Here is a 23,737-nt window from a genome sequence, read left to right on the forward strand (position 1 = left end):
GCCCTTTGCGGGAAGGGCATGGAGGGCCGGACAATGGCGTTGCAGGGCCGGATATGCAATAGGCAGGATCGGCTGCGCGAGATCAGGGTGCAACAGACAGACATTGTGCGGCCATGTTGATGACAGGGGTCCGCGCAGATATGCGGCACAAGGTGACGTTCCGATGACCAGTTTTTCCTCCCGCGTCGCCGTCGCGGCCGCGGCGATCCGCCAGATCTTTCCGGAAACGCCGCTGCAGGAAAACGACTATCTGTCGAAAAAGACCGGCGCGCGGGTGCTGCTGAAGCGCGAGGACCTGTCGCCCGTGCGCTCCTACAAGATCCGCGGCGCCTTCAACTTCTTCCGCAAGGCGCTTGCCGCCGGCAATCAGGCCGAACTGTTCGTCTGCGCGTCGGCCGGCAACCATGCACAGGGTTTCGCCTTCGTCTGCCGCCATTTCGGCAAGAAGGGCGTGGTGTTCATGCCAGTGACGACGCCGCAGCAGAAGATCGACAAGACCAGACTGTTCGGCGGCGATTTCGTCGAGATCAGGCTGGTCGGTGACTTTTTCGACGACTGCTATCGCGCCGCCTTCGAATTCACTGAAAGCTCCGGCGCCCACATGGTGCCGCCCTTCGACCACAAGGACATCATCGAAGGCCAGGCGACGGTCGCCTATGAGATCGCGGACCAGATGCCGGGCGCACGCATGCCCGACATCATCATGCTGCCGGTCGGCGGTGGCGGGCTAGCCGCCGGCGTCACGCATTATTTCGCCGATCAGGGCCGGGAGGCGCGTTTCGTCTTTTGCGAGCCGGCCGGTGCGCCGAGCCTGCATGACAGCCTTGCGGCTGGAAAACGGCTCAAGCTCGCCAAGGTCGACAACTTCGTCGATGGCGCGGCCGTCGCCGAGATCGGCCGCGAACCGTTGCGATACCTCAAGGAGTTTGCCGCCGACACAGTGCGGCTGATCCCGGAAAACCGGCTCTGTGCGACCATGATCGAGATGCTCAACGTCGAAGGTGTCGTGCTCGAGCCGGCCGGGGCGTTGGCGATCGACGCATTGAAGGATTTTTCCAGAAAGGAAATCCGCGGCAAGACCATTGTCGCTGTGGTTTCAGGCGGCAATTTCGATTTCGAGCGGCTGCCCGATGTCAAGGAACGGGCGCTGCGCTACGAAGGCCTGAAGAAATACTTCATCATCCGCTTCCCGCAGCGGCCGGGCGCGCTGCGTGACTTCCTCGAAATGCTGGGGCCGGACGACGACATTGCGCGCTTCGAATATCTGAAGAAGTCGGCGCGCAATTTCGGCTCGGTGCTGATCGGCATCGAAACCAAGGACCGTCGCAATTTCGACCTGTTGAAGGCGAATTTCGAGGCCGAGGGCGTCCAGTATCAGGACATCACCGACAACGAGACTTTGGCCGGGTTCATCATATGAGCGGAAAAATCTTCATCGCCCTGTTTTCCGGCATCAATGTCGGCGGCAACCGCATCGTCAAGATGGCGGAGTTGCGCTCGTTCTTCGAGGATCTCGGCTTTTCCGATATCGCCACCTATGTGCAGAGCGGCAATGTCGTCTTTCGGGCCGGCAAGGGAGACGCGGTCGCGCTGACCAAACAGATCGAAGCGGCTTTCGAGAAGAAATGGGGGTTTCATTCGCGCATCATGGTGCGCGATCTCTCCTGGTTCGAACGGCTGGTGAGCGAAAATCCCTATCCGGAAGCCGCCGGCGACCACACCAAACTCCATGCCTACGCGCTGGAGCGCGAGCCGACCGCCGATGAGGTGGCGCGGCTGGCCGAAAAGTGCACCGGCCCCGAGCGCTTCGAGGTCAAGGGAGACGTGCTCTACCTCAGCGCGCCGGACGGACTCGGCAAGTCAGTGTTCGCCAACCTCATTCCGCGCGTTCTGAAGGTGCCTGGCACCGCGCGCAACTGGCGCTCGGTGCTGGCGCTGCTGGAGATGGCCGGTCAGGCCGGTAAGAATTAGGCCGATCAAGCCGTCGGAGCCGGCTTCCAGTCGAAGGTCAGTTCCTCGCGGAAGGCAAAACGCTTGATGTGATCGGCGACGACGCTTTCCAGGCGCTCGATCGACCCGGCTTCGTCGGTCGACACCGTGATGTGCAGCGTGCTTGCATCGGCATCCATGACGGTGCGTCCCAGCGATGTCAGGTCGATGGTGCCATGGGTTGGATCGAATTCGACAGGAAATTTGTGCGCCCAGTGCTTGCACAGCTGCTGCAGATAACGGCTGGCATGTTCGGTGGCGACGTCGGCCCGGCTGGTCGGCATGAGTGAATTCTCCAGAAGGGCAGGTGCCCATTGCTTGACATGGCGCCAGACTTGCCAGGCTGGCGCCATGTTCGGGTAGATAGGTGCCTTCGTGAGAAACGGCAAAGGCGGCCGGGCAACTCCCGCCCGGCATCAGCTCGATGCCTACCAGCTTCCGGTGTTCGCCATCGAAGCCCAGGGTTCGGCCTTGGCTTTCGCCGGACCTTTCTGCAGAAGCTCGATGGAGATGCCGTCCGGCGACCTGATGAAGGCCATGTTGCCGTCGCGCGGCGGCCGGTTGATGGTGACGCCGTTGTCCATCAGGTGCTGGCAGGTGGCGTAGATGTCGTCGACCTCATAGGCGAGGTGGCCGAAATTGCGCCCGCCCTTGTAGTCTTCCGGATCCCAGTTGTAGGTGAGTTCGACCAGCGGCGCCTTGTCGTTGATGCCGCTCTCCTCGTCTTCGGAGGCGGCGAGGAAGATCAGCGTGAAGCGGCCCTGCTCGTTTTCGTAGCGGCGGACCTCCTTCAGCCCGAGCTTGTTGCAGTAGAAATCGAGCGAGGCATCGACATCGGCGACGCGGACCATGGTGTGCAGATAGCGCATGTGTTTTCCTCGATTTGTTGGGTTGCGGCGCAACATAGGGTCGGCCCGATCAAAGGGCAATCTCCGGCGGCCGGCGACGCCGGCAAAGAACAAATCCGGTATTCCCGAAATGAACCGTGAAAAAAGGCAGGGAAGGTCTTGCACACACCGGAAGCCGCGGTGTTAATCTGGTGTCAAGAATCAGTTGCGGTGTTCTTGAACAAAGGGGGCATTCTTATGGGGGAAAAGGCCTCTTTGACGGGGCGGGCCGGAACCCTTGCCGACGCCTTGACGCGCGACGAAGGCGGCGATGCCGCTGACCTGGCCGAAATTGCCGGCGCCATCAAGTGGTTCGATGTGGCCAAGGGCTACGGATTCATCCTTCCCGATGACGGTGTTTCGGGCGATATCCTCCTCCATGTGACATGCCTTCGGCGGGACGGCTTCCAGACAGCGCTGGAAGGCGCGCGCGTGGTCTGTCTTGTCAAGCAGGGTGATCGTGGGCTGCAGGCCTTCCGTGTGCTCTCTATGGATATCACCACCGCCGTCCATCCCGCGGAAATGCAGGAACAGCGCACCCATGTGGCGGTGACGCCGGAGAGCGGGCTCGAACGCGCTTTGGTCAAGTGGTTCAACCGCACCAAGGGCTTCGGCTTCCTGACGCGCGGCGAGGGCACCGAGGACATTTTCGTCCATATGGAGACCTTGCGCCGCTACGGCATCACCGAACTTCGGCCGGGGCAGGTCGTGCTTGTCCGTTTCGGGCGCGGTGACAAAGGCCTTATGGCGGCCGAAATTCACCCCGATATGGGCACCTTGCCGGTTTCGCACTAGAACCTGACCCATCCCGATAGACCCGGGATGGTTCAGGTTCTACCTCCTCTTTGTTTGACCATGATCTCTGGACAAACGGCCTCCGTTTGTCCGAGAAAACCGGTTCCACTTTTCGGGATCATGGTCTAATGCATGTCGCCCAAAGGTGGCCCCGGCTTTGGGAGGACGACATGCATAAAAACAAGAGCCTAAAGCGCGTCACATGAATCCGTTTCGGCGCGACGCGCTTTAGGACGATTTCGGTCGAGGACTTTGCATGGCTCAGAGGAACTGGCTGACGGCGGGCGTGCTTTGCGCCATTGCTGCGGTGATCGTGGCCGCGGGCGCTTTCTTCTACTCGGAACGGCCGACCTCGGCCGACAGCCGGGCGATGATCCTTCCGGTCGACCCGACGCCGCTGGTCGTGGTGACGAAGGATGGGAATCGCTCCTTTTCGATCGAAATCGCCGACACCGATGCGGAGCGCGAGGCCGGCTTGATGTACCGCCAGGACATGGCGGACGACCACGGCATGCTGTTCGTTTTCGAGATACCGCAGCAGGTCAGTTTCTGGATGCAGAACACGCCGATGCCGCTTGACCTCATCTTTGTCGGCCAGGACGGCAAGATCCGGGCCATCAAGCACGGCGACCCGCAATCCCAGGCTATCATTTCGCCAGGCGTACCGGTGCGCTTCGTGCTCGAGCTCAAGGCTGGCACCGCCGCCAGGAACGGCATCGAGTATGACGATCTTTTGCGCCACCCGGCGGTCGGCACCGTATCTGGCCCCGGTATGCCGCCGGCTGACAAGGGCGATTCTCCGAACGTCGATTCCAACTGAGCGCCGGGGATCGCCTTCCGATGCAGTTTTTTTCCCATGACGGGTTCGATCTTGCCTTCCTCGACCGCCAGCCGGCCTCGGGCGAGGGCGATCCGGTGCTGATGATCCACGGCTTTGCCTCGAGCCATTATGTCAACTGGGTGTCGCCCGGCTGGTTCAAGACCCTCAACGATGCCGGGTATCGCGCCATCGCTTTCGACAATCGCGGCCATGGTTCCTCATCGAAGAGCTATGACGAGGCCGATTACACGCCGGCGAAAATGGCCTCGGATGCCGCTGCTTTGCTCGACCACCTCGGCATCGAACGGGCTCATGTCATGGGCTATTCGATGGGTGCGCGCATTGCGGCGTTTCTGGCGCTGTCCGACCCGGACAAGGTGGCGACGCTGGTCTTTGGCGGCCTCGGCATCGGCATGATCGACGGCGTTGGCGATTGGGACCCGATTGCCGCGGCCCTGCTTGCCGACGATGCGGCTGCCATCACCCATCCGCGCGGCCGCTCTTTCCGCGCCTTCGCCGACCAGACCCGCAGCGACCGCCGAGCGCTCGCCGCCTGCATTGCCAAGTCGCGGGAATTGCTAAGCGAGAACGATATTGCCCGCATCGCCCAGCCGACGCTGGTCGCGGTCGGTACGACGGACGACATTGGCGGCTCACCGGACGAGCTTGCCGCCTTGATGCCGAACGCCAGGCCTTTCCACATCGAGGGCAGGGATCATATGCTGGCGGTCGGGGACAAGACCTTCAAGCAGCGCGTGCTGGAGTTTTATGCTGAATATCCGCTTTGAGCGGTGAGCCGGGGGGCGGCAGTGGCACAATGGGGAAGAAGCGCCGGCGCCACGCCGGGCGCCGTGGCTCGCAGTCGGTTCGGCAAACGTTCGGTCATACTGGCATTGGGCGCCTTCACGGCGGGAGCGCTTGCCATCGCCATAATGGTGGCGATGCCGAGCGATACATCCCAGTCGGTCCAGAACGTCGCCACCGGCTTCTTCATGGCCGTGTTTCTATTGGCGGGGCCGCTGGCACACGTCACCGGGTTCGTCTTCGGCATCATGGCGCTGGCGCGTTCTAACGACAATCGCGCCCTTGGCCTGCTGGGCATCATCCTCAACGGGCTGTCGGTGGCGGCGGGGCTGGCCATCCTCGCGGCAATGGCGTCGACCATAGGCGCCTTTACCTGACGTTCCGCGCTCTCGCTGCCTGAACCGACTTCGCCAGCACGCACAGCAGTTCGAACATCATCGTCGCGCCCGCCAGCGCCGTCATGCCGGCAAGATCGAATGGCGGCGCCACTTCCACGACATCGGCGCCGACAATGTTCAATCCGTCGAGCAGTCGGACCATTTCCTGCGCCTCGCGGGTGGTGAAGCCGCCGAGCTCAGGCGTGCCTGTTCCCGGCGCCATCGACGGGTCGATGCAGTCGATGTCGAAGGTCACATAGGTCGGTCCGGTTCCGGCGATGGTGCGCGCTTCTTCCATGACGCTGGCAGCGCCCCGCCTGACGAACTCCTCCATGTAGATGATGCGAATGCCCTGGGCGACTGCCCAGTCATGCTCGCCGGGCTCGTAGATCGAGCCGCGAATGCCGACCTGCACGACACGCCTGGGATCGAGCAGTCCCTCTTCGATGGCGCGGCGAAAGGGCGTGCCGTGCGTGTAGGGATTGTCGCCGAAATAGCGGTCGTTGGTGTCTGAATGCGCATCGAAATGGATCATGCCGACCGGACGATCCCTGGCGACGGCGCGCAGCACCGGCAGCGTCGTCAGATGGTCGCCGCCGGCGGATAGCGGAATGGCGCCTGCCGCGACGATCGCCGCGATGCCGTCCTCGATGCGTTTCAATCCGTCCATGAGGTTGATCGGATTGATCGAGAGATCGCCGACATCGGCGACATTGGCGATGCTGAACGGTTCGGTCCCCGACACGTGGTGGACGCGCCGCATCAGGCTCGACTGGTTGCGGATCTCGCGCGGGCCGTGCCGTGCCCCGGCGCGGTTGGTCGTGCCGCCGTCCCACGGTGTGCCGACCAGCGCTATGTCGAGTCCTGCGGCGCTCGCCACCGCCGGCAGCCGCATGAAGGTCGAGAGCCCGGCAAAGCGGGGAACGGCCGAAGCGTCGACCGGCTGGAAGAAATTACTGCTCATGATGTCGGCACCTCAGAAGAATTCACGTTTGACGAAGCCTCGCGAAAATCACGAGGGCTTTTGCAGGCTCTCCAGCGACCGCGCCATGTTCAGTCTGGCCTGCGGCTCGAAGCGCTGGCGAAATTCCTCGGTGTGGAAGATGTGCGAGCGGGCCAGGAAATCCTTCAGCACGGCACCCCGTCCGGCACGCCACATCGGCTCCTCCACCCAGCCATATTCGCGGCGAACCGCGCGCTCATAGGCGTCGAACGCATCCGGCGCGGCACCCAGGACCGACAGGTCCATGTCAAGGAAGAGGCTGGCGTCGCGTGTGGCCGCCGCGTCGTCGAACCTGGGCAGCTGGTGCGTGGCGGTGGCGAGGATCATCGCGCTGACACGGCCCAGCCGCCCGGCATCGGTAAGGCCCGCGAGTTTTTTCTCGGCAAGGGCGGCACTTCTGGCCTCATTGTCCTTGGCCTTGCTGTCGTAGATGGCGTCGTGGAACCAGATCGCCGCTTCGACGGCTTCGGGATCGTCGAGCAGCGCTCGATAATCACCGGCCAGCGCCAGCAGCGCCTCGATATGGGCGAGGTTGTGGTAGTGGCGATCCCAGGCATTATAGAGGGCCGAAAGCTCGGTTTTCAGGGCCGTGTCGATCAAGGGTTCGTTTTCCATGGCTGCTTGAATTCCCGCGAACCAAATCCATTTGACACAGCACTAAGGAAAATTGAGTTCAATCGTGCTATGATCTGGCTTATATGTGCCGCCGGACAACAGGCAAGCTAGCAGGACGCAGGACGAGACGTCGATGAACAGCATCAGCATTTCCCGCCACAGTGCGTTGCAGCCGGTCGATCCGATCTGGCGTTCGATCCGCGACGAGGCGATGGACGCGGTCAACCGCGATCCGCTTCTCGCAGCGTTCCTCTATTCGACGATCCTCAACCAGGAGAGCCTGGAAGAGGCTGTCATTCACCGGATCGCCGAGCGGCTTGCCCATCAGGATATCGGCTCCGATCTCATCCGCCAGACCTTCAAATCGATGCTGGCTGAGGACAAGGACTGGCCGACGACCGTGCGCGTCGACATCCAGGCCTATTACGACCGCGACCCGGCCTGCGACCGCTTCATCATGCCGGTGCTTTATTTCAAGGGCTTTCACGCCATCCAGACTCATCGGCTGGCGCATTGGCTGTGGAACCAGGGCCGCAAGGACTTCGCGCTCTATTTGCAGAGCCGCTCATCCTCGGTCTTCCAGACCGACATCAATCCGGCCGCCCGCATCGGCAAGGGCATCTTCATCGATCACGCCACCGGCCTCGTCGTCGGCGAGACCGCGGTCATAGAGGACGACGTGTCGATCCTGCACGGCGTGACGCTGGGCGGCACCGGCAAGGCCGGTGGCGACCGCCACCCCAAGATCCGCCGTGGCGTGTTGATCGGCGCCGGCGCCAAGATTCTCGGCAACATCGAAGTCGGTCATTGCTCCAAGATCGCCGCTGGCTCCGTGGTGCTGTCACCCGTGCCGCACAACAAGACGGTTGCCGGTGTGCCGGCCCGCGTCGTCGGCGAGACCGGTTGCGACCAGCCCTCGCGCCAGATGGACCAGCTTCTGCCATCGCAGTCGATGGACCAGGTGGTCAGCTTCGATATCTGATTTACGCGCCAGCGCGTCGTCCGGCGTCATTGCGATTTTGCCCGGCGGCGCTGTCGCTTCCGGTGCAATACGGCCGGCTTGCCTTTACATCGCCATTGTCGACGTGCCAGAAGCGCCCTTCAAACCAGCAAGCCCGATGATCGGAGAAGACTGTTGAAGCCGGACGAAATCAGAAAGCTGGACGCCTATTTCAAGCGCGTCTTCCAGAATCCCAAGCTTGAGGTCAAGGCACGGCCGCGCAAGGAAGATTCGGCCGAAGTCTATGTCGGTGACGAGTTCCTCGGCATCGTCTTCAAGGACGAGGATGACGGCGACTACAATTTCTCGATGGCGATCCTTGACATCGATCTGGCCTGAGCCCGCAAGCCGATGGCGGGCCGCGCCGAGCGCGGCCGGCCTCGGCATCTCTCAGTCAATGTCCGGGCTTCAGGATTCGCGCGGCCTCTGCCGTCATCGCCGCGTCGAGTGCCTGCCAGTCGCCAAGGAATTCCTTGGGGAAACGATAGGTGAGGCTGAGATCGTCGCCGACATGGATGTCCCGCTCGCACGGCGCCAGCGACTGACCGGCATTCGGCCCGCTGAGGCAGCGGGCGACGAAAGGGTCCTTGCCCTCGCGCTTGCCGACCACCAGCACCTCGTTCAGATAGCCTGATTTCTCGTTGAAACCGTAGACCTTCGTGCCGCCAGGTCCGGGGATGCCGGGCTTGACGATTAGTGCGCTGTAGATCGGCGCGAACCGGCCGCTCATGTCGCGCGACATCATCTGCTGCTCGAACGACAGGAAGATGATCTTGCCGTTGGCTTCCGAGTGATTGAAGTCGTCGCGGGCCGCCTCGCTGTAACCGTCCATCTCGGGATAGCGAAGGTAAAGGTCGAGGCGCGAGGCAATGCCGTCGCGCCGGGCCTGGGCGAAACGAATGGTGTTGGCCGGCACAGCGATGACATTGTTGCCGATCACGACCTGTCGGATGGTCGGATCGTCCGTGTAACCGGCCATGGCAATCGAATGGCCGACCCATTTGCCGCCAACGCTGATCGCCACCGACAGCAGGGCCAGTGCGGCAAAGGCGTAGAACACCCGCCTCATCAGCGTGGAATCGATCACGGTGAATTCAGCGCCGTCGGCGATCGCTGCCTGCTTCATCTCGGTCCTCATCCCAGCCGCCATTCCCGGTGTCCCTCGGCGGCACACATCGCGCGGCACGGCTCTTGCAGCCTTCCTGAAACGACTGTGCGATTTCATGGTAAATGGAAGGTTAAGATGGCTCAGATGGAACTCTTCCTGTTCGCTTTTGCCGTCGGGCTGACGGTCTGCGGGCTGACGGGCTCGACGATGGAACTGGTGTCGGGCCGCAAGGTCGCCTTTGCCGAACCCTATGTGTCGACCTCGCATGTGCTGCGCTCGCTTATGGCTACGGCTGGCGCCGGCCCGTTCATGCTGGTCAACGCTGCCCTCGATGCCCGGCGCGAGAACCGCATTTCGACAGTGGCGCTCCTGTCATGCGGCTGCACGGCGATTGCCTGGTCCCTGGCGCTGGGCATCGTCGTGCTTGCCATTGCCTCATGGACGATCCGTCTCCTAGGGTCCGGCATCTGAGACGATTCGGAGACCGACAATGCCGCTTTATGCGATCGACGGAACGGAGCCCAGCTTCGCGGACGCGGACACAAACTGGATCGCGCCCGATGCGACGCTGATCGGCAATGTGAGCGTTGGCCGCAATGCCGGCTTCTGGTTCGGCGTCGTCATTCGCGGCGACAACGAACCTGTTGTCATCGGCGCCGACACCAATGTGCAGGAACACACGGTCATGCACACCGATCCCGGCTTTCCGCTGACCATCGGCGAAGGCTGCACGGTCGGTCACCGGGCCATGCTGCATGGCTGCACGATCGGCGACAACAGCCTGATCGGCATGGGCGCCATCGTGCTGAACGGCGCCAGGATCGGCAAGAATTCGCTGGTTGGCGCAGGCGCGCTGGTGACCGAGGGCAAGGAGTTCCCGGACAATTCGCTGATCGTCGGCTCACCGGCCAAGGCGATCAGGGTGCTGGACGACGCGGCTATCGCCAGGCTGCGCGGCTCGGCAGCGCACTACGTCGCCAATGGCAAGCGCTTCAAGGCGGGGCTGAAGAAGGTCTGAGCCCGGCTTGGCCAACTGCTGTCGCCGACCGTTTAATCGCGAGCTGACTTTACTGTCCGTTGGAGCCACGCCCGGCCATCGCATTGCGCAACAATGACACGCCGGCTTCAAAGCCGGCAATGTCGGCTTCCTCGGCGGCTGTCCTGTAGTGGTCGATCCGGGTTTCGAGCGCAGGATCAGCACCCGCCGCCAAAAGCAGGCGGATCGCGTCGGCGCTGCGGATGACCACTGCGTAGTGAAGCGGTGTCCAGTCGTTCACGCCCCGCATGTCGGGATCGGCGCCAGCCTCGATCAACACCCGCACGACTTCCAGCCTGTCGGCCCGGTCGGTGGACAGCGCGGCAATGATTGCCGGAAACCCACCGTGATCCCCGTAGTTCGGGTCCGAGCCCGCACCCAGCAGGGTCGAGATGAAGCCGATGGAACTCCAATAGATCGCATATTCCAGCGGATGGCCGAGGCCCAGCTCGAACGGCATGCGCTCGTCGAACCAGCGGGGCGAACCGCCCAGCGCTTTGCCAAGGCCGTCGAAGTCACCGGCCTTGAAGGCATCGTCGATCGCCTTGAACAGGCGATGGCGCTCGCATCGATCTTCCGGGATTTCCAACATCGCCGTGATCCGGAGGAGGAAAGCAACGACTTATTGTGCCTCTATCACCTACTTGTGGGAAGGCCGATCAGGATGTTCGAATGTGCCTGGCCGCTGTGGCCTTGAGGACGTCAGGCTCCTATCACTGATCAGGTTTGATTTTTCCCTTTTTCCCAGCTGTTGGCTTGGTCCGCATTCGCATCGCGCCGCCCTTAGGGGTTTCGATTTCAAATGCGCCTGTACTTCTCACCAGATCGCTCAACTTACGGAAGCCATAGGTCCGAGGATTAAAGTCCGAAAACAGGCTTGAGAGTTGCTTCCCGAAGGTGCCGAGCAGCACCCAACCATCCGGGCTATTCATCAAGCCGACGGCCTTCTTAAGTATGGGCAGTGCTGCACCTGGCGTTTTACCCGACTTCGTTGCGGGCGCGGCATCCCGACCGTTCGCCGCGCCACGCAGAAGATTTTCGGTACAGATGAAACGGTGACAGGCCTGCTGGAAGCTCTTTGGGGCTTTCCGCTCGCCGAACCCGAACACGTCGACGCCCTGTTCGCGAATGCGCAGGGCGAGTCTATTGAAGTCACTGTCGGATGAAACCAGACAGAAACCGTCGAAACGACCGCTATGGAGCAGATCCATGGCGTCGATCACCAGCGTGATATCTGAAGCATTCTTCCCGGTGGTATAGGCGAACTGCTGTTGCGGAATAATTGCGTGTTTCGCCAGTATGTCTGCCCAGCCCTTGGACCGAGGGCTGGAGAAGTCGCCATATATCCGGCGCACGCTGGCCTCGCCGATGTTTGCGATCTCCTCGAACAGACCGTCGGCAATCTTGGCGGAGGTGTTGTCGGCGTCGATGAGAACCGCAAGATGCGGTGATCGAGCTTCGGTGGGCATAAGACCTCCTGCGGCTGATATCTTCTGGAGATACTGCGACGCGAGCACACACCATGCGGTCGAAACTGGATCAATTTTAGCGGCTTCCGCCAGAAATGGCGGAGCCGGCCCGGGGACGGGGCCGGCTCCTTAGACCCGGTCGTTGGGGACGGGGAGGGTGGGGACTCGACCGGGTTTCTCGTTACGTCCTCAGCGGACGCTGGCGACCGCGTCGGAGCGGCCGTCGTTGATCGTTACCCAAACGCCGGAATTCTCCGTCGATTGACGCTTGAGATAGGTGTAGTCGGTGTCCGTCCAGGACAGCACCTTGGTTTCCAGATTGTCGAGAATGAACTCGCCGAGGCTGGTGCGCACAGTCAGGACGGCGTGGCCGTCGCCATTTGGCTGGCGCGCAACCGTCATCAAGAGATCGCCCGCCGGCACGCCCGCGTCCATCAGTTCGCGGCGCTTCTCCAGCGCGTAATCCTCGCAATCGCCATAGCCATTGTCGGGATAGGCCCAATACTCCTCGACACCGTAGTTTTCGATGTCGGTGCGCGGCTTGATGCGGGTGTTGACCGAATTGTTGATGTTGACGATCGTTGCCCAGAGCTTGCGGCTCAGGTCGACCGGCGCGCCCTTGGGCGTCCTCTCGTTGCATTCGCCAGGAATGCGCTGGCAGAATTCATAATGGCCAACAGGCTGCGTGGTACGTCCGCCGGTGTGCATATAGGCCGGTCCCGCGGCATATGCTGATCCCCAAGCGGAAAGCTGCATCGCCATTGCCATCAGCAACAGCTTGCCCCTCGTTCTTTTCATTTTCTAGTCTCCCCGTTCGAAGGAGACACTGCCACGGCTGGATTTATTTGACGCAAAAGCGCGAAGCAGACTTTAAGTAAAACGCCAGTAGAATTCACATAAAATTTGAATCATTTGAGTATTGAATTGTTTGGATTGGCGGGGCTGACCGGGCGGGATGCGTGGCCCGCGTTGAGCATTGCAGGTCATAGCCTCGGCTGACCGGACGAGCATCGATCGCTGGCGCCCAGAAACAAAAAACCGGCCACGAAGGGCCGGTTCGATTGGGCGTCCTGTCCTGTCCGGTCAGGATCGCGGCGCGTTGAATTCGGAATCGAGTGTTTCGGGGCGCTGGATGACGGCGAATTCGATGGCGACGCCATCCTCGAAATGGCGAACGATCTGGCCGCGCATGGTGCCGAGCATGACCTGGACGCCGATCGCCGGCTTGACATCGATCTCGACCGCGGCTCCGGACAGCGACAGGTCGATGATCCGGCACTGGTATTGGCGGCCGTCGGTGAGCTGCAGCACGCTGGTCGGGTTGCGCGGCGCGACGCGCTCGTGGCGGCGGTCTTCCGGCAGGTCGAGTTCGTGCTTGTTGGCAAGCCAGGTCAACTGCGCCGCAAGCTTGTCCTTCTTGCGGTCGGACGCGATCACCGTCATGGCGAAGCCATCCTGCAAGGTGCGGGTGACGACGCCTTCGATGCGACCGATATGATCGATATAGGCGATGACTTTTTCGCCGGGCATGCCGATGCGGTCGGTGCGAAACGCAACGTTGCCGGGTGACATGTCGACAACCTGGCAAGGGTGCTCGGTGCGGTCTTCCAGCATGAATCGCCCGTATATTTTGACCCGGACGCGCTGAAAGTTACGCCTTTCAGCTTGGGACGGCGCGTAGTCGACCGCCGCTGACCTCATGACTGCCTACACCCCGTTTGGCATTCCCGCGCGTCGATGCGAAGGACTTCATCAGAGAAGTACAACAAAGCGGGTTAACAAAGGGAAAAAACGAGCATTCAGGACTGTGCGATCATCAACTATTCCTCGCGTCCGCCGTCGAAGACGACGAGATGGCGGATGCGGCGCGCCCGGCCAAGCGCGGATATCGTATCGGGCGCCTCGAGGTCGGCTGGAACAAGCGAGGGAACGTCGATCGCCGGACGGTTGTTGAGCAGCTCTTTCTCCGGATCAATGACACGGATCGAATCGATCATTGCGTCGGTGATCGGGTCTGCCCCCAGCCAGAACGGCTTTTCGGCGGCGCTGACGACGCCGAGGCAGCGCGGATTTTCGATGCCACCGTCAAGCGGCAAGGCAAGCAATTCGAACTTGTTGGTGCGACCGTTGCGGCTGAAACCCTCGAAGGTGATCAGCACGACGGATTTCTGGTCGAACACCCCGTGGATCAGCTTCGAGACGAGCCGCTGATCCTTCTCGCGCCACAGTGAGGGGAAGGAGAACCCCTTGAGTTCGCGGCCATAGCAGGCGCAGAGCCTGGTGCCGGCGAGGCGGAACACGGGGTGCCCGCGTGTGTCCTTTTCCAGGATGAACGTATCGGCCAAAAGCGACTTGATATCGGCCGGCTCGACTTCCGATCGCTTCGGAGCAGGGCGTCCGTCACGCAGGCGATTCCAGTAATGGAACAGCGTGATCGATCCGTTTTGGTTCATGGTATGCTGCTCCGCGCATTCTGTCGTCTGATGTCCCATCGGTGAACAGAAGGGCGCCCTCCGATGACTTACATGCGTTGCGGAGCAGGAAGCGTGCCAGCATCGTTAACACTTGTTCACGGGTCGGGGCCGTTAAGGTTAACAACTGGTTTACGTTGCGCCCGAGGGCGCCCCGTGGCACACCAAAACCACTCCAGAAGCGGTCGTTTCGCGACGATCGGCAGCACTTCAGTCAGAGTTTTAGGGGAGCAGGGGGCTCGACCGGCCGTTCAAGGGAAACCTTGGACGGCTTCTTTTTTGATTCGCGCTGGGGCGATTCGCCGTTTGCGGTTCCAATGACCGTGATCTAGATGCTCGCTGGATCGAACCAGCCCAGATCGAACCAGCATCGAGTTGCCATTGCAGATGACCGAACCGCAAGATCCTTCCGAGGCCGAACAGGTCGAAAACATGCCGCCGCCGGCGCGCGAGCCGGTGTTCAATCTGCCGCCGATCGTGCTGGCGGTGATCGGCATTTGCGCGGCCGTCTATCTGCTGCAGCAATATGTTCTGAACGACGCACAGCAGATGACGCTGCTCTACGACGGGGCCTTCATCCCCGTCCTCTACACCGGACAATACGGCTTCGACTGGTTCCTGTTCACGCGGCCCTTCACCTATGCCTTCATGCATGGCAATTTTGCCCATATCGCCATCAACATGGTCTGGCTGGCCGCCTTTGGATCGCCACTGGCCAATCGCCTCGGTGCGCTCTGGTTCGCGCTGGTCTTCGCGGCCACCGGACTGGCTTCCGTAGTGCTCTTCTGGGCCATGCACCCATACGGTGAAGCGCCGCTTGTCGGCGCCTCCGGCGCCATATCGGGTATGATGGGGGCCGCGGCGCGTTTCGGTTTCCGCACCGACCGGTCGGTCGGCAAGGCGGCCTTCGCTGGTCCTGTGCTGCCGATCGCGATTGTCTTGCGTTTGCGTGGTGTCGTGATCTTCCTCGCCGTGTGGATGATCATCAACCTCGCCACCGGCCTGCTCGGCTTTGCTCCCGGAATAGACGGGCAAATCGCCTGGGAGGCCCATGTTGGCGGCTTTGTCGCCGGCTTCTTCGGCCTGCGCTGGTTCGATCGGCGATGGCAGCCGCCCGAGTGGGAAACCACCGATCGCCGCACTTGAAATGCAACCGATCACGGCGCACGATGTTCACTCTTATGTGAAAGCCGGTCAGGGCAGGAACCGGCAGGCAAAAGCAGAGGAGGACGCCATGACGGTTAAGGCAATTCTCGAGAGAAAAGGCCACGACGTGTTAACGCTCGGGCCGAATGAAAAACTTAGCGTGGCCATCCGCATGCTCGCCGACCACAAGATCGGCGCGCTGGTCATCACCAACGGCGATCGCAAGATCGTCGGCATCCTGTCGGAACGCGACATCGTGCGGGTTGTCGCCAAGGAAGGTGCGGCCGCGCTCGATATCGCCGTGCGTTCGGCAATGACGCCGAAGGTGAAGATCTGCAATGAGAACCACACCGTTAACGAGGTGATGGAGATCATGACCAGGGGCCGCTTCCGCCATCTGCCGGTGGAAAAGGACGGCCTGCTCGACGGCATCGTGTCCATCGGCGACGTGGTCAAGCGCCGCATCGAGGATGTCGAACGCGAGGCCGACGAGATCAGGGCCTACATCGCCACTGCCTGAGCGGTGAAAGGAACCGCCGGCCGGAGAGCCGACCGGCGGAGCCAGTTCTATCTGTTGTCGAGTTCGGAACGTACGAGCTCGAGTCCGTGTCTGGTGATGCGGTAGGGACCGCCGCCCGACGACGAAACCGCCTTCTTGCGTTTCAGCTTTCGAAACAAATCGAGATCGACGCCCGGATAATGCCAGCCGTCGCGGGTCAGGCATTTGACGGAGGCGATCCGTTTCTTGTCGTTCTTCTCGATTTCAATGCGTCCGCCCTGCGCGAGCAGGTGCAGGATGCGCTGTTCAATGCGCGAAATATCCATGTGGAGAGTTTCCGGGAAAACAAAAAATGCCGCCGCCGCGAAGCTTCGCGGCACGGGGTTTCAAGTTTGCTGCCCTGCCTCGCTACGAGGTCAGGGCCTTACCGGGACTGAGCGTAAGTGGACATCCACTCTCCATTGGGACGGCGTCCTATAGGCGAAAGCGGCTGAAAAGGCCAGTCCGTGGCTTTGCGCTTGTCTCTTTTGGCGGTTTGCACTAGCGAAGCGGGTACGATTTGTACCTCCTGAATGCGCAGTGCACTCAGCATCAGTTCTGAATTTGACGGCAGGCCATGACACTCATCGATACCCGCACACCAGACGCAAAACGCCTGATCCCCGGCGCCACCGGCGACTGGGAAATCATCATCGGTCTCGAAGTGCACGCGCAGGTCATCTCGGAAGCAAAATTGTTTTCCGGCGCTTCGACCGCTTTCGGTGCGGCCCCCAATGCCAATGTCAGCCTGGTCGATGCGGCAATGCCAGGCATGCTGCCCGTCATCAACGAGGAATGCGTCAAGCAGGCGATCCGCACCGGTCTCGGGCTGAAGGCACAGATCAACCACAAGTCGGTTTTCGACCGGAAGAACTATTTTTATCCCGATCTGCCGCAGGGCTACCAGATCTCGCAGTTCAAGCAGCCGATCGTCGGCGAGGGTACGGTGATCGTCTCGGTCGGACCGGACCGCCAAGGCGAATTCGAGGACATCGAGGTCGGTATCGAGCGGCTGCATCTGGAGCAGGATGCCGGCAAGTCGATGCACGACCAGCATCCGACCATGTCCTATGTCGACCTCAACCGCTCGGGCGTGGCGCTGATGGAGATCGTCTCCAAGCCTGATCTGCGCTCCGGCGATGAGGCCAAGGCTTATGTCACCAAGCTGCGCACAATCATGCGCTATCTCGGCACTTGCGACGGCAACATGGATGAAGGCTCGCTGCGCGCCGACGTCAACGTTTCGGTACGCCGGCCCGGTGGCGAGTTCGGCACACGCTGCGAGATCAAGAACATGAACTCGATCCGCTTCATCGGCCAGGCCATCGACTATGAGGCGCGCCGCCAGATCGCCATTCTGGAGGACGGCGGCAAGATCGACCAGGAGACGCGGCTGTACGATGCCGTCAAGGGCGAAACGCGCTCCATGCGTTCGAAGGAAGAAGCGCACGACTACCGCTATTTCCCCGATCCCGATCTTCTGCCGCTGGAATTCGACCAGGCCTATGTCGATGCTTTGGCCACAGGACTGCCGGAACTGCCTGACGACAAGAAAGCGCGGCTGATCTCCTCGCTTGGTCTCTCGACCTACGACGCTTCGATCCTCGTGTCGGAAAAGTCGATCGCCGACTATTTCGAGAAGGTGGCCGCCGGCCGCGACGGCAAGCTCGCTGCCAACTGGGTCATCAACGATCTGCTCGGACAGCTGAACAAGGCCGGCAAGGACATTGAAAATGCTCCGGTTTCGCCCGATCAACTCGGTGCGGTCATCGACCTGATCAAGGATGGCACCATCTCCGGCAAGATCGCCAAGGACCTGTTCGAGATCGTCTGGAACGAAGGTGGCGATCCGCGCCAGTTGGTCGAAAGCCGTGGCTTGAAGCAGGTCACCGATACCGGCGCCATCGAGAAGGCGGTCGACGAGGTGATCGCGGCCAACCCGGATAAGGTCGAACAGGCGCGCGCCAAGCCGACCATGGCCGGCTGGTTCGTCGGCCAGGTGATGAAGGCGACCGGCGGCAAGGCCAATCCGCAGGCGGTCAACGACCTCGTCAAGGCCAAGCTCGGCATCGAGTAAGGCCATGTTCGTCCGCACCGCAGGCGAGCGCGACCTTGATGCCATCCGAGCGGTGCTGGTCGAAACCTGGCATGCGACCTATGACGCCATATACGGCGCCGCCAAGGTCACCGAGATCACCGACGAATGGCATTCGATCGCCTCACTGAAGGCGCGGCTGATCAAGCCGAACAGCGACTTCCTCGTCGCCGACGACGGCAAGCGCATTGGCGGCGTGGCCTTTGCCGACAGCGTCGACGGCGGCAAGACGGTTGTCCTGAGACAGCTTTACGTGCTGCCCAGCCTGCAGGGACGGGGCATCGGCGGCATGCTCCTCGATGAGATCATCGAAAGTTTTCCCGAGGCTGACGCCATCCGTCTGGAAGTGGAGGCGCAGAACACGCGCGCCATCGCCTTCTACGAAGCCAACGGCTTCGTGCGATCTGGCGCTGCCGGCGAGCACACCGCTGCCTCTGGCGAGCCGACACTCGTCTATCGCCGGCCTCTTGCCGGCTGATCTCTTCGGCGCGCACCTGTCTGGATCACCTTCGCGCGAGCGGTGCGGCAAGGGCTCGTTTTCGTTTGACGGCCCAGGGGTCACACACCAAGCTGCTACAGCTGACCGTGCGGAAGCCGGAATGGGCTGGCGCGCAAGGCGGCGAGGGGGGGAACCATGCCAAGCTTGCCGGAACTGATGCCGACCCAGGTGTCGGACGAAACCTTTGGTGGCGTCACCTATCACATAGCGGGCGAACTGGTGCCGGTGCTTTCGGTCGACGTGACGCGGATGCCTGTCTATTTCGAGCACCACATCCTGTTGTGGAAGAACTCGACCATCACCATCGGCCTGAAATCGCTGAAGGGCGCGCTGAAGCGGATGATGGCTGGCATGCAGATCTTCGTCACCGAGGCGTCGGGAGCGGGCATCATCGCCTTCAGCCGCGACGGACCCGGTCACATCGTGCCGATCCATCTCAGGCGCGGCGAGGAGATCCAGGTGCGCGAACATCAGTTTCTCGCCGCAACCGGCAATGTCGACTACACATTCGAGCGTGTGCGCGGCCTGGCGACGATGCTGTTTGGCCAGAGTGGCTTCTTCATCGACCGTTTTCGCGGCGATAGCGGTGACGGCATCGTCTGGCTGCACGGCTACGGCAATGTCTTCGAGAAAACGCTTGCCGCCGGCGAGACCATCGACATCGAGCCGGGCGGCTGGCTGTTCAAGGATGTCTCGGTCCGGATGGAAACCAAGATCGACCGCCTGTCGAGCGGCTTCTTCGGCGCCAACATGAATTTCATCGTCAACCGCTTCACCGGCCCGGGCCGTGTCGGCATCCAGTCGATGTACCTGCATATGCCGACAGAGGAGTAGCTCTGACAGAGCGTAAGGGAAGAGCAACCCTCAGCGTGAACGCAGCGGTGGCGACGGCTCGCGGATCAGCAATTCGAGTTCCCGCTGATCGCCGGTGCCGGTCTTATCGAAGATCGTCGCCAGTTGCGATTTGATCGTGCCGTCGGAAACGCCGCCGGCTGCTGCGATCTCCTTGCGCGTCTTGCCCGCGGCGACATGGCCGGCAACACGTTTTTCCGCGGCGGTCAGGCCAGGCCGATAGGTTCCCAATCCGCCCCTGCGTCATCCCAGCATTTGCTGTGCCGGCTCACGACGGATATGCAGGGATATGATCAAACTGTTCCGCATCGCGGCGCTGGTGCTGCTTGTCATCATCATTTTCGCAACCTTGTCGCCGATCCAGATGCGGCCGCACATAGCCGACGCGAATGTCGAACGCGCCCTGGCCTATGTACTGTTGGGCTTCGCCCTGGCGCTCGGCTTCCCCAACCGAATGTATCAAATCTCGATCTTTGTGGTTGTGGCTGCCGTCATACTGGAGTTGCTTCAGATCATCGATCCCGGTCGCCACGCGCATCTTGCCGATGCGCTCGTGAAAGCATCAGCTGGGATCATTGGGATCCTCGTCGGGCAATTATTGGTGAGCACCAGCGGGCGAATAGGCGTGAGGTAGGCGCAGCAGGAAGCCGAATGCAGCCGATCGACCCTTTGCCCTAGGCGGTGGGAATTTCCACATTGTCGATCAGTCGCGTCTTGCCAAGCCAGGCGGCGGCGAGCAGGCGGCCCACCCGGTCGCGGCGCCAGGGCGCCAGCGTCAGGCTTTCGCGGGCCTCGACGTAGTCGATTTTCTGGAAGCCGGCGGCGATCAGCGCGCGGCTGGCCTCACCGGTCGCGTCATCTTGGTGTGCGCCGGCCGCCAGCGCGGCAGCGGCCTTGTGCAGGATCACGTTGAGCTGGCGGGCGACCGCGAGTTCGGCCTCGTCGAGATAGGCGTTGCGAGACGACATGGCGAGGCCATGCGCGTCGCGTATGGTCGGGGCGCCGATGATCTCGACAGGCAGGTCAAGGTCGCGGCATAGCTGCCTGACGACGCAAAGCTGCTGGTAATCCTTTTCACCAAAGACCGCATAGTCGGGCGTTGCCTGCAGAAAAAGCTTGGCCACCACGGTGGCGACGCCTTCGAAAAAGGTCGGGCGGAAGTCCGATTCGAGGCCCGCGGACGGACCATCGACCGAAATCCTGGTGGCAAAGCCGGCGGGGTACATCGCGCCAACCGTCGGCGTGAAGGCAAGATCGGCCTTGACCGTCGCTAGCATATCCAGGTCGCGGGCGAGCTGGCGTGGATACTTGTCGAGATCCTCGCTCGGCGCGAACTGCGTCGGGTTGACGAAGATCGACACCACGCAGCGCTCGGCTTTTCCCCTGGCAATCCTGATCAGGGAGAGATGTCCCTCATGCAGCGCCCCCATGGTTGGCACCATGGCGACGCGTAGGCCGTCGCGCCGCCAGTCACCAATCCGCGCGCGAAGTGCGGCAACGCTATCGACGACATCGGGCCGGCTCATGACTTATCCCCGCCATTTGCACCCGAAAAGACATGGTCCGGGCCGGGAAATGTCCGGTCTCGCACCTCCGATGCGTAGCGCTCGGCGGCGTGCGCGATCACGCCGCGCAGATCGGCGTATTCCTTGACGAATTTCGGCACACGGTCGACGGTCAGCCCAACCATGTCGTCGATAACCAGGATCTGGCCATCGCAGTCGCCGCTGGCGCCGATGCCGATGGTCGGGATGGCGATGCGGCGTGTGATGTCGGCGGCGACCGCCTCGATGGTGCCTTCGATGACTACGGAGAACGCTCCGGCCTTTTCGACGGCGAGCGCGTCGGCCATCAACGCCGCGATAGTCTCGTTCGTGCGGCCCTTGATCTTGTAGCCGCCGTCCTTCTCCACCGATTGCGGCAGCAGGCCTATATGGCCCATGACCGGAATGCCGGCGGCCACGATTGCCGCGATCTGACCGGTCATGTCGACGCCGCCTTCGAGCTTCACCGCCTGGCAGCCGGTCTCGCCAATGATGCGCTGCGCCGAGGCCACGGCCTGATCAGCCGAATCCTCATAGCTGCCGGCCGGCATGTCGACGACCACACAGGCCCTGGCCGAACCGCGCATCACGGCTTGCCCATGCGCGATCATCATCTCGAGCGAGGCGCCAAGCGTCGTCTCATGGCCATGCAGGACCATGGCGACGCTGTCGCCGACCAGAAGCAGGTCGACATGCGGATCAAGCAGGCGAGCGACGGGATAGGTGTAGGCCGTCAGGCAAACCAACGGGATACCGCCCTTGCGGCGGCGAATCAGCTCGGTGCCGATGCGAATGTCGGTGGTCGGCAATTTTGTGGCCAATCGTCACCTCCTTCGGCCCATGGCCGGATTGGATATCTGCATGGGCGCGCTGAGCTTTAGAAAGAGCGCAAAGGCTTGGCAAGCGCGCATCCTGCCGGCTCTTGGGATCACAGGCTTGTGTCGGGCGCCTGGCGCGCCATTTGCGCGCTCCTGCGGCAAAACCCTTGCCTTCCCGAAGGCCTGACGCCATAAGCAGGAAACAGCGCCGCCCGCGCGAGGGTTCTGAGATGAAGACTTTCCTGACGCAGTTTTTCACCTGGTGGAACAGCCAGACGCTGGGAACACGCCTGCACACTTGGCGGTACGGCAAGAGGGTCGGCCAGGACGAGGTCGGCAATGTCTACTACGAAGGCGGCATCGATTCGGAAGGCCGCACGCGCCGCTGGGTCATCTACCGCAACTATTCCGAAGCTTCGGCCATTCCGCCTGGCTGGCACGGCTGGATGCATCACCGTGTCGACGTCGCGCCGCCGAGCGAAGACTACAAGCCGCGCGAATGGCAGAAGTCGCACCAGCCCAATCTGACCGGCACGCCGGCGGCCTATCGCCCGAAAGGCTCGGTGCTGACCAATCAGCATCGCCCGCAGGTCACGGGTGACTATGACGCCTGGACGCCCGGGTCATAACGGACCTTGGATGTAATGGCGCCCCGACTTGTCACAGCACGAAGTGCAGGCCGGTCCTTTATCGCCACAATTGGTGTTTAGCTGCTTGCTGATCAGAAAACGGCGACTAGCCTTGGCGATCGACGGAATCACCCGGGCGCGAACCACCGGTACCCCTATATGAGCTTTTTCAACCTGATATCGACGGGCGGTCTGACGCTAGCCGCCAGCCTCGCCATCAGCACCGCCGCCTTTGCCGCTTCTCCCGCACCCGCCGCACCTGCGCCGGCCGCGCCCGCGGGATCGGATCGCATCAGCAATCCCGTCGCCGAGTTCGCCGGCATCGACAAGATCACCGGCCGCATCATCACCTTCGATGTCTATATCGACGAGACGGTGCAGTTCGGTGCTCTGCAGGTGACGCCGCGCGTTTGCTATTCCCGGCCGCAGACCGAGGAGCCGAGGACCGATTCCTTCGTCGAGGTCGACGAGATCACGCTCGACCGCAAGATCCGCCGCATCTTCACCGGCTGGATGTTCGCCGAAAGCCCTGGGCTCAACGCCGTCGAACACGCCGTCTATGACGTCTGGCTGAAGGAATGCAAGCAGAAGTCGGACGTGCCGGCGCCAGATGCGACCAAGGCTGACGCGACCAAGGCCGACGCCTCGAAGCCCGCAGCAGCCAAGCCTGCCGCGTCCAAGTCACCCGTGGCAGAGCCGGACGCTGCAGCCAGCCCGGATGTGGAACAGCCTGATTCCACGCAACCCGATACGACCGACGCCAACTGATCGCTGACCCCCCCCTCGGAACCGTCGTGGCCACCATGCGTTGGACCAGGGACGATCGCGCATCGATGCGCCCGGAGGATATTTCGATGTCAGACAGCAAGCGGATCACCGCCAGCAAGGCAGAATTGCTCGAACTCGAGAAGGGATTCTGGACTGGCGACGAAGCCTATTATGCGGCCAATGCGGATACCGAATGCCTGGTAGCATTTCCGAAGATGGCACAGGCAATGGACAATGCGGACCTGGCCAAGACCGCAACCAAGCCCAACCGCTGGCGCGACCTGAAGATCGACCTCAAGGGGATAATCGAGCCCGGCAGCGACATCATCATGCTGACCTACGAGGCGCATGCGACGCGGGAGAATGGCGAGCCCTATGCGGCGCTGGTCAGCACCGGCTATGTCCATCGCGTCAACGGCTGGAAGATGATGTTCCACTCGCAGACGCCGATCGACGCCGCCCCGAAGTAGGGTT

At 61.9% G+C, this 23,737-nt stretch carries 33 protein-coding genes; 19 read left to right on the forward strand and 14 right to left on the reverse strand.

From position 1 onward, the window contains the following. Positions 1-163: 163 nt before the first annotated feature. A complete protein-coding gene (gene ilvA / locus AC1D05_RS02835; RefSeq protein WP_477437955.1) occupies positions 164-1,420 on the forward strand; it encodes a threonine ammonia-lyase IlvA in 1,257 nt (418 codons plus the stop codon). Next, positions 1,417-1,971 carry a DUF1697 domain-containing protein gene (locus AC1D05_RS02840; protein ID WP_477437956.1) on the forward strand — a complete coding sequence of 185 codons (555 nt, stop codon included), beginning with the start codon at positions 1,417-1,419 and terminating at the stop codon, positions 1,969-1,971. Before ilvA ends, AC1D05_RS02840 begins: the two co-directional genes overlap by 4 nt. Before the next feature lie 5 nt (positions 1,972-1,976). Here AC1D05_RS02840 and AC1D05_RS02845 read toward each other — a convergent pair whose 3' ends face one another. Both AC1D05_RS02845 and gloA read right to left on the reverse strand, forming a co-directional pair. Beyond that, positions 1,977-2,273 carry a DUF2218 domain-containing protein gene (locus AC1D05_RS02845; protein WP_477437958.1) on the reverse strand — a complete coding sequence of 99 codons (297 nt, stop codon included), beginning with the start codon at positions 2,271-2,273 and terminating at the stop codon, positions 1,977-1,979. Positions 2,274-2,417: 144 nt separating this feature from the next. Continuing rightward, on the reverse strand, positions 2,418-2,858 hold the full coding sequence (gene gloA, locus AC1D05_RS02850) for a lactoylglutathione lyase (RefSeq protein ID WP_477437960.1): 441 nt from the start codon (positions 2,856-2,858) through the stop codon (positions 2,418-2,420). A gap of 216 nt (positions 2,859-3,074) precedes the next feature. Here gloA and AC1D05_RS02855 point away from each other — a divergent pair, with 216 nt between their 5' ends. The 4 genes from AC1D05_RS02855 to AC1D05_RS02870 all read left to right on the forward strand — a co-directional run bounded on the left by AC1D05_RS02855 (position 3,075) and on the right by AC1D05_RS02870 (position 5,672). Then, positions 3,075-3,671 carry a cold-shock protein gene (locus AC1D05_RS02855; protein ID WP_477438150.1) on the forward strand — a complete coding sequence of 199 codons (597 nt, stop codon included), beginning with the start codon at positions 3,075-3,077 and terminating at the stop codon, positions 3,669-3,671. A gap of 256 nt (positions 3,672-3,927) precedes the next feature. Next, positions 3,928-4,491, forward strand: a complete 564-nt coding sequence (locus AC1D05_RS02860; protein ID WP_477437962.1) for a DUF192 domain-containing protein — start codon at positions 3,928-3,930, stop codon at positions 4,489-4,491. Between the two features lie 20 nt (positions 4,492-4,511). Continuing rightward, a complete protein-coding gene (locus AC1D05_RS02865; RefSeq protein WP_477437964.1) occupies positions 4,512-5,279 on the forward strand; it encodes an alpha/beta fold hydrolase in 768 nt (255 codons plus the stop codon). Positions 5,280-5,300: 21 nt separating this feature from the next. Then, complete coding sequence (locus AC1D05_RS02870) at positions 5,301-5,672, forward strand: hypothetical protein (RefSeq protein WP_477437966.1); 372 nt, start codon at positions 5,301-5,303, stop codon at positions 5,670-5,672. Here the strand turns inward: AC1D05_RS02870 and speB are convergent. Together speB and AC1D05_RS02880 are read right to left on the reverse strand one after the other, a co-directional pair. Continuing rightward, entirely contained in the window at positions 5,665-6,636 is a 972-nt protein-coding gene (gene speB / locus AC1D05_RS02875; RefSeq protein ID WP_477437968.1) for an agmatinase, read from the reverse strand. The two genes, AC1D05_RS02870 and speB, sit on opposite strands and share 8 nt — an antisense overlap. Before the next feature lie 48 nt (positions 6,637-6,684). After that, positions 6,685-7,290, reverse strand: coding sequence for an HD domain-containing protein (locus AC1D05_RS02880; protein WP_477437970.1), 606 nt, complete (start codon positions 7,288-7,290; stop codon positions 6,685-6,687). Between the two features lie 133 nt (positions 7,291-7,423). Here AC1D05_RS02880 and cysE point away from each other — a divergent pair, with 133 nt between their 5' ends. Then, a complete protein-coding gene (gene cysE / locus AC1D05_RS02885) occupies positions 7,424-8,272 on the forward strand; it encodes a serine O-acetyltransferase (protein WP_477437972.1) in 849 nt (282 codons plus the stop codon). Between the two features lie 153 nt (positions 8,273-8,425). Further along, the gene (locus tag AC1D05_RS02890) at positions 8,426-8,629 is read left to right on the forward strand and encodes a DUF3126 family protein (RefSeq protein ID WP_006200852.1); all 204 of its coding nucleotides are present in this window, start codon (positions 8,426-8,428) and stop codon (positions 8,627-8,629) included. A gap of 55 nt (positions 8,630-8,684) precedes the next feature. Here the strand turns inward: AC1D05_RS02890 and AC1D05_RS02895 are convergent, their stop codons facing one another. Continuing rightward, positions 8,685-9,416 carry a hypothetical protein gene (locus tag AC1D05_RS02895; RefSeq protein WP_477437974.1) on the reverse strand — a complete coding sequence of 244 codons (732 nt, stop codon included), beginning with the start codon at positions 9,414-9,416 and terminating at the stop codon, positions 8,685-8,687. Positions 9,417-9,533: 117 nt separating this feature from the next. Here AC1D05_RS02895 and AC1D05_RS02900 point away from each other — a divergent pair, with 117 nt between their 5' ends. Together AC1D05_RS02900 and AC1D05_RS02905 are read left to right on the forward strand one after the other, a co-directional pair. After that, positions 9,534-9,869 carry a DUF6949 family protein gene (locus AC1D05_RS02900; protein WP_477437976.1) on the forward strand — a complete coding sequence of 112 codons (336 nt, stop codon included), beginning with the start codon at positions 9,534-9,536 and terminating at the stop codon, positions 9,867-9,869. A gap of 19 nt (positions 9,870-9,888) precedes the next feature. Further along, a complete protein-coding gene (locus tag AC1D05_RS02905; protein WP_477437978.1) occupies positions 9,889-10,416 on the forward strand; it encodes a gamma carbonic anhydrase family protein in 528 nt (175 codons plus the stop codon). A gap of 49 nt (positions 10,417-10,465) precedes the next feature. Here the strand turns inward: AC1D05_RS02905 and AC1D05_RS02910 are convergent, their stop codons facing one another. From AC1D05_RS02910 to AC1D05_RS02930, 5 genes are all read right to left on the reverse strand, one after another. Continuing rightward, positions 10,466-11,026 (reverse strand): ankyrin repeat domain-containing protein, encoded by a 561-nt coding sequence (locus tag AC1D05_RS02910; protein ID WP_477437980.1) that lies wholly within the window; start codon positions 11,024-11,026, stop codon positions 10,466-10,468. A gap of 121 nt (positions 11,027-11,147) precedes the next feature. After that, entirely contained in the window at positions 11,148-11,903 is a 756-nt protein-coding gene (locus AC1D05_RS02915; RefSeq protein WP_477437982.1) for an NYN domain-containing protein, read from the reverse strand. A gap of 189 nt (positions 11,904-12,092) precedes the next feature. Continuing rightward, positions 12,093-12,701: a transglutaminase-like cysteine peptidase gene (locus AC1D05_RS02920; protein ID WP_477437984.1), complete on the reverse strand. Its 609-nt coding sequence runs from the start codon at positions 12,699-12,701 to the stop codon at positions 12,093-12,095. 285 nt (positions 12,702-12,986) lie between these two features. Further along, a complete protein-coding gene (locus AC1D05_RS02925; protein WP_477437986.1) occupies positions 12,987-13,604 on the reverse strand; it encodes a PilZ domain-containing protein in 618 nt (205 codons plus the stop codon). 119 nt (positions 13,605-13,723) lie between these two features. Further along, complete coding sequence (locus AC1D05_RS02930) at positions 13,724-14,356, reverse strand: PAS domain-containing protein (protein WP_477437988.1); 633 nt, start codon at positions 14,354-14,356, stop codon at positions 13,724-13,726. A 405-nt stretch (positions 14,357-14,761) separates the two neighbouring features. Here AC1D05_RS02930 and AC1D05_RS02935 point away from each other — a divergent pair, with 405 nt between their 5' ends. Both AC1D05_RS02935 and AC1D05_RS02940 read left to right on the forward strand, forming a co-directional pair. Continuing rightward, entirely contained in the window at positions 14,762-15,520 is a 759-nt protein-coding gene (locus AC1D05_RS02935) for a rhomboid family intramembrane serine protease (RefSeq protein WP_477437990.1), read from the forward strand. A gap of 88 nt (positions 15,521-15,608) precedes the next feature. Further along, entirely contained in the window at positions 15,609-16,040 is a 432-nt protein-coding gene (locus tag AC1D05_RS02940) for a CBS domain-containing protein (RefSeq protein WP_095204363.1), read from the forward strand. A 47-nt stretch (positions 16,041-16,087) separates the two neighbouring features. Here the strand turns inward: AC1D05_RS02940 and AC1D05_RS02945 are convergent, their stop codons facing one another. Beyond that, the gene (locus AC1D05_RS02945) at positions 16,088-16,345 is read right to left on the reverse strand and encodes a YjhX family toxin (protein WP_477438152.1); all 258 of its coding nucleotides are present in this window, start codon (positions 16,343-16,345) and stop codon (positions 16,088-16,090) included. Positions 16,346-16,635: 290 nt separating this feature from the next. Between AC1D05_RS02945 and gatB the strand changes: the two genes are divergently transcribed. The 3 genes from gatB (at position 16,636) to AC1D05_RS02960 (ending at position 19,486) form a co-directional block, all read left to right on the forward strand. Further along, positions 16,636-18,135 (forward strand): Asp-tRNA(Asn)/Glu-tRNA(Gln) amidotransferase subunit GatB, encoded by a 1,500-nt coding sequence (gatB, locus tag AC1D05_RS02950; protein WP_475450998.1) that lies wholly within the window; start codon positions 16,636-16,638, stop codon positions 18,133-18,135. 4 nt (positions 18,136-18,139) lie between these two features. After that, positions 18,140-18,631 (forward strand): GNAT family N-acetyltransferase, encoded by a 492-nt coding sequence (locus tag AC1D05_RS02955; protein ID WP_477437991.1) that lies wholly within the window; start codon positions 18,140-18,142, stop codon positions 18,629-18,631. 156 nt (positions 18,632-18,787) lie between these two features. Beyond that, complete coding sequence (locus tag AC1D05_RS02960; RefSeq protein WP_477221383.1) at positions 18,788-19,486, forward strand: AIM24 family protein; 699 nt, start codon at positions 18,788-18,790, stop codon at positions 19,484-19,486. Positions 19,487-19,516: 30 nt separating this feature from the next. Here the strand turns inward: AC1D05_RS02960 and AC1D05_RS02965 are convergent, their stop codons facing one another. Further along, a complete protein-coding gene (locus tag AC1D05_RS02965; protein WP_477437993.1) occupies positions 19,517-19,735 on the reverse strand; it encodes a helix-turn-helix transcriptional regulator in 219 nt (72 codons plus the stop codon). A 58-nt stretch (positions 19,736-19,793) separates the two neighbouring features. On the opposite strand from AC1D05_RS02965, the gene AC1D05_RS02970 reads away from it, so the two are divergent. After that, positions 19,794-20,138 (forward strand): VanZ family protein, encoded by a 345-nt coding sequence (locus AC1D05_RS02970; RefSeq protein WP_477437995.1) that lies wholly within the window; start codon positions 19,794-19,796, stop codon positions 20,136-20,138. A 40-nt stretch (positions 20,139-20,178) separates the two neighbouring features. Here AC1D05_RS02970 and panC read toward each other — a convergent pair whose 3' ends face one another. Then, positions 20,179-21,030 carry a pantoate--beta-alanine ligase gene (gene panC, locus AC1D05_RS02975; RefSeq protein ID WP_477437997.1) on the reverse strand — a complete coding sequence of 284 codons (852 nt, stop codon included), beginning with the start codon at positions 21,028-21,030 and terminating at the stop codon, positions 20,179-20,181. Next, entirely contained in the window at positions 21,027-21,869 is an 843-nt protein-coding gene (gene panB, locus AC1D05_RS02980; RefSeq protein WP_477437999.1) for a 3-methyl-2-oxobutanoate hydroxymethyltransferase, read from the reverse strand. Before panB ends, panC begins: the two co-directional genes overlap by 4 nt. A gap of 227 nt (positions 21,870-22,096) precedes the next feature. Here panB and AC1D05_RS02985 point away from each other — a divergent pair, with 227 nt between their 5' ends. The 3 genes from AC1D05_RS02985 to AC1D05_RS02995 all read left to right on the forward strand — a co-directional run bounded on the left by AC1D05_RS02985 (position 22,097) and on the right by AC1D05_RS02995 (position 23,733). Next, positions 22,097-22,495, forward strand: coding sequence for an NADH:ubiquinone oxidoreductase subunit NDUFA12 (locus AC1D05_RS02985; RefSeq protein WP_027045618.1), 399 nt, complete (start codon positions 22,097-22,099; stop codon positions 22,493-22,495). 159 nt (positions 22,496-22,654) lie between these two features. Further along, complete coding sequence (locus AC1D05_RS02990) at positions 22,655-23,263, forward strand: DUF2155 domain-containing protein (protein WP_477438001.1); 609 nt, start codon at positions 22,655-22,657, stop codon at positions 23,261-23,263. Between the two features lie 86 nt (positions 23,264-23,349). After that, on the forward strand, positions 23,350-23,733 hold the full coding sequence (locus AC1D05_RS02995; RefSeq protein WP_477438003.1) for a hypothetical protein: 384 nt from the start codon (positions 23,350-23,352) through the stop codon (positions 23,731-23,733). Positions 23,734-23,737 lie beyond the last annotated feature (4 nt).

This window comes from Mesorhizobium sp. P2_E9 (assembly GCF_056403815.1).

Bases quoted from the DNA above. Each gene is read 5' to 3' on its own strand.
- ilvA (WP_477437955.1), top strand. From the start codon at position 164: ATGACCAGTTTTTCCTCCCGCGTCGCCGTCGCGGCCGCGGCGATCCGC.
- AC1D05_RS02840 (WP_477437956.1), top strand. From the start codon at position 1,417: ATGAGCGGAAAAATCTTCATCGCCCTGTTTTCCGGCATCAATGTCGGC.
- AC1D05_RS02845 (WP_477437958.1), bottom strand. From the start codon at position 2,273: ATGCCGACCAGCCGGGCCGACGTCGCCACCGAACATGCCAGCCGTTAT.
- gloA (WP_477437960.1), bottom strand. From the start codon at position 2,858: ATGCGCTATCTGCACACCATGGTCCGCGTCGCCGATGTCGATGCCTCG.
- AC1D05_RS02855 (WP_477438150.1), top strand. From the start codon at position 3,075: ATGGGGGAAAAGGCCTCTTTGACGGGGCGGGCCGGAACCCTTGCCGAC.
- AC1D05_RS02860 (WP_477437962.1), top strand. From the start codon at position 3,928: ATGGCTCAGAGGAACTGGCTGACGGCGGGCGTGCTTTGCGCCATTGCT.
- AC1D05_RS02865 (WP_477437964.1), top strand. From the start codon at position 4,512: ATGCAGTTTTTTTCCCATGACGGGTTCGATCTTGCCTTCCTCGACCGC.
- speB (WP_477437968.1), bottom strand. From the start codon at position 6,636: ATGAGCAGTAATTTCTTCCAGCCGGTCGACGCTTCGGCCGTTCCCCGC.
- AC1D05_RS02880 (WP_477437970.1), bottom strand. From the start codon at position 7,290: ATGGAAAACGAACCCTTGATCGACACGGCCCTGAAAACCGAGCTTTCG.
- cysE (WP_477437972.1), top strand. From the start codon at position 7,424: ATGAACAGCATCAGCATTTCCCGCCACAGTGCGTTGCAGCCGGTCGAT.
- AC1D05_RS02895 (WP_477437974.1), bottom strand. From the start codon at position 9,416: ATGAAGCAGGCAGCGATCGCCGACGGCGCTGAATTCACCGTGATCGAT.
- AC1D05_RS02900 (WP_477437976.1), top strand. From the start codon at position 9,534: ATGGCTCAGATGGAACTCTTCCTGTTCGCTTTTGCCGTCGGGCTGACG.
- AC1D05_RS02905 (WP_477437978.1), top strand. From the start codon at position 9,889: ATGCCGCTTTATGCGATCGACGGAACGGAGCCCAGCTTCGCGGACGCG.
- AC1D05_RS02910 (WP_477437980.1), bottom strand. From the start codon at position 11,026: ATGTTGGAAATCCCGGAAGATCGATGCGAGCGCCATCGCCTGTTCAAG.
- AC1D05_RS02915 (WP_477437982.1), bottom strand. From the start codon at position 11,903: ATGCCCACCGAAGCTCGATCACCGCATCTTGCGGTTCTCATCGACGCC.
- AC1D05_RS02920 (WP_477437984.1), bottom strand. From the start codon at position 12,701: ATGAAAAGAACGAGGGGCAAGCTGTTGCTGATGGCAATGGCGATGCAG.
- AC1D05_RS02925 (WP_477437986.1), bottom strand. From the start codon at position 13,604: ATGAGGTCAGCGGCGGTCGACTACGCGCCGTCCCAAGCTGAAAGGCGT.
- AC1D05_RS02930 (WP_477437988.1), bottom strand. From the start codon at position 14,356: ATGAACCAAAACGGATCGATCACGCTGTTCCATTACTGGAATCGCCTG.
- AC1D05_RS02935 (WP_477437990.1), top strand. From the start codon at position 14,762: ATGACCGAACCGCAAGATCCTTCCGAGGCCGAACAGGTCGAAAACATG.
- AC1D05_RS02940 (WP_095204363.1), top strand. From the start codon at position 15,609: ATGACGGTTAAGGCAATTCTCGAGAGAAAAGGCCACGACGTGTTAACG.
- AC1D05_RS02945 (WP_477438152.1), bottom strand. From the start codon at position 16,345: ATGGATATTTCGCGCATTGAACAGCGCATCCTGCACCTGCTCGCGCAG.
- gatB (WP_475450998.1), top strand. From the start codon at position 16,636: ATGACACTCATCGATACCCGCACACCAGACGCAAAACGCCTGATCCCC.
- AC1D05_RS02955 (WP_477437991.1), top strand. From the start codon at position 18,140: ATGTTCGTCCGCACCGCAGGCGAGCGCGACCTTGATGCCATCCGAGCG.
- AC1D05_RS02960 (WP_477221383.1), top strand. From the start codon at position 18,788: ATGCCAAGCTTGCCGGAACTGATGCCGACCCAGGTGTCGGACGAAACC.
- AC1D05_RS02970 (WP_477437995.1), top strand. From the start codon at position 19,794: ATGATCAAACTGTTCCGCATCGCGGCGCTGGTGCTGCTTGTCATCATC.
- panC (WP_477437997.1), bottom strand. From the start codon at position 21,030: ATGAGCCGGCCCGATGTCGTCGATAGCGTTGCCGCACTTCGCGCGCGG.
- AC1D05_RS02985 (WP_027045618.1), top strand. From the start codon at position 22,097: ATGAAGACTTTCCTGACGCAGTTTTTCACCTGGTGGAACAGCCAGACG.
- AC1D05_RS02990 (WP_477438001.1), top strand. From the start codon at position 22,655: ATGAGCTTTTTCAACCTGATATCGACGGGCGGTCTGACGCTAGCCGCC.
- AC1D05_RS02995 (WP_477438003.1), top strand. From the start codon at position 23,350: ATGTCAGACAGCAAGCGGATCACCGCCAGCAAGGCAGAATTGCTCGAA.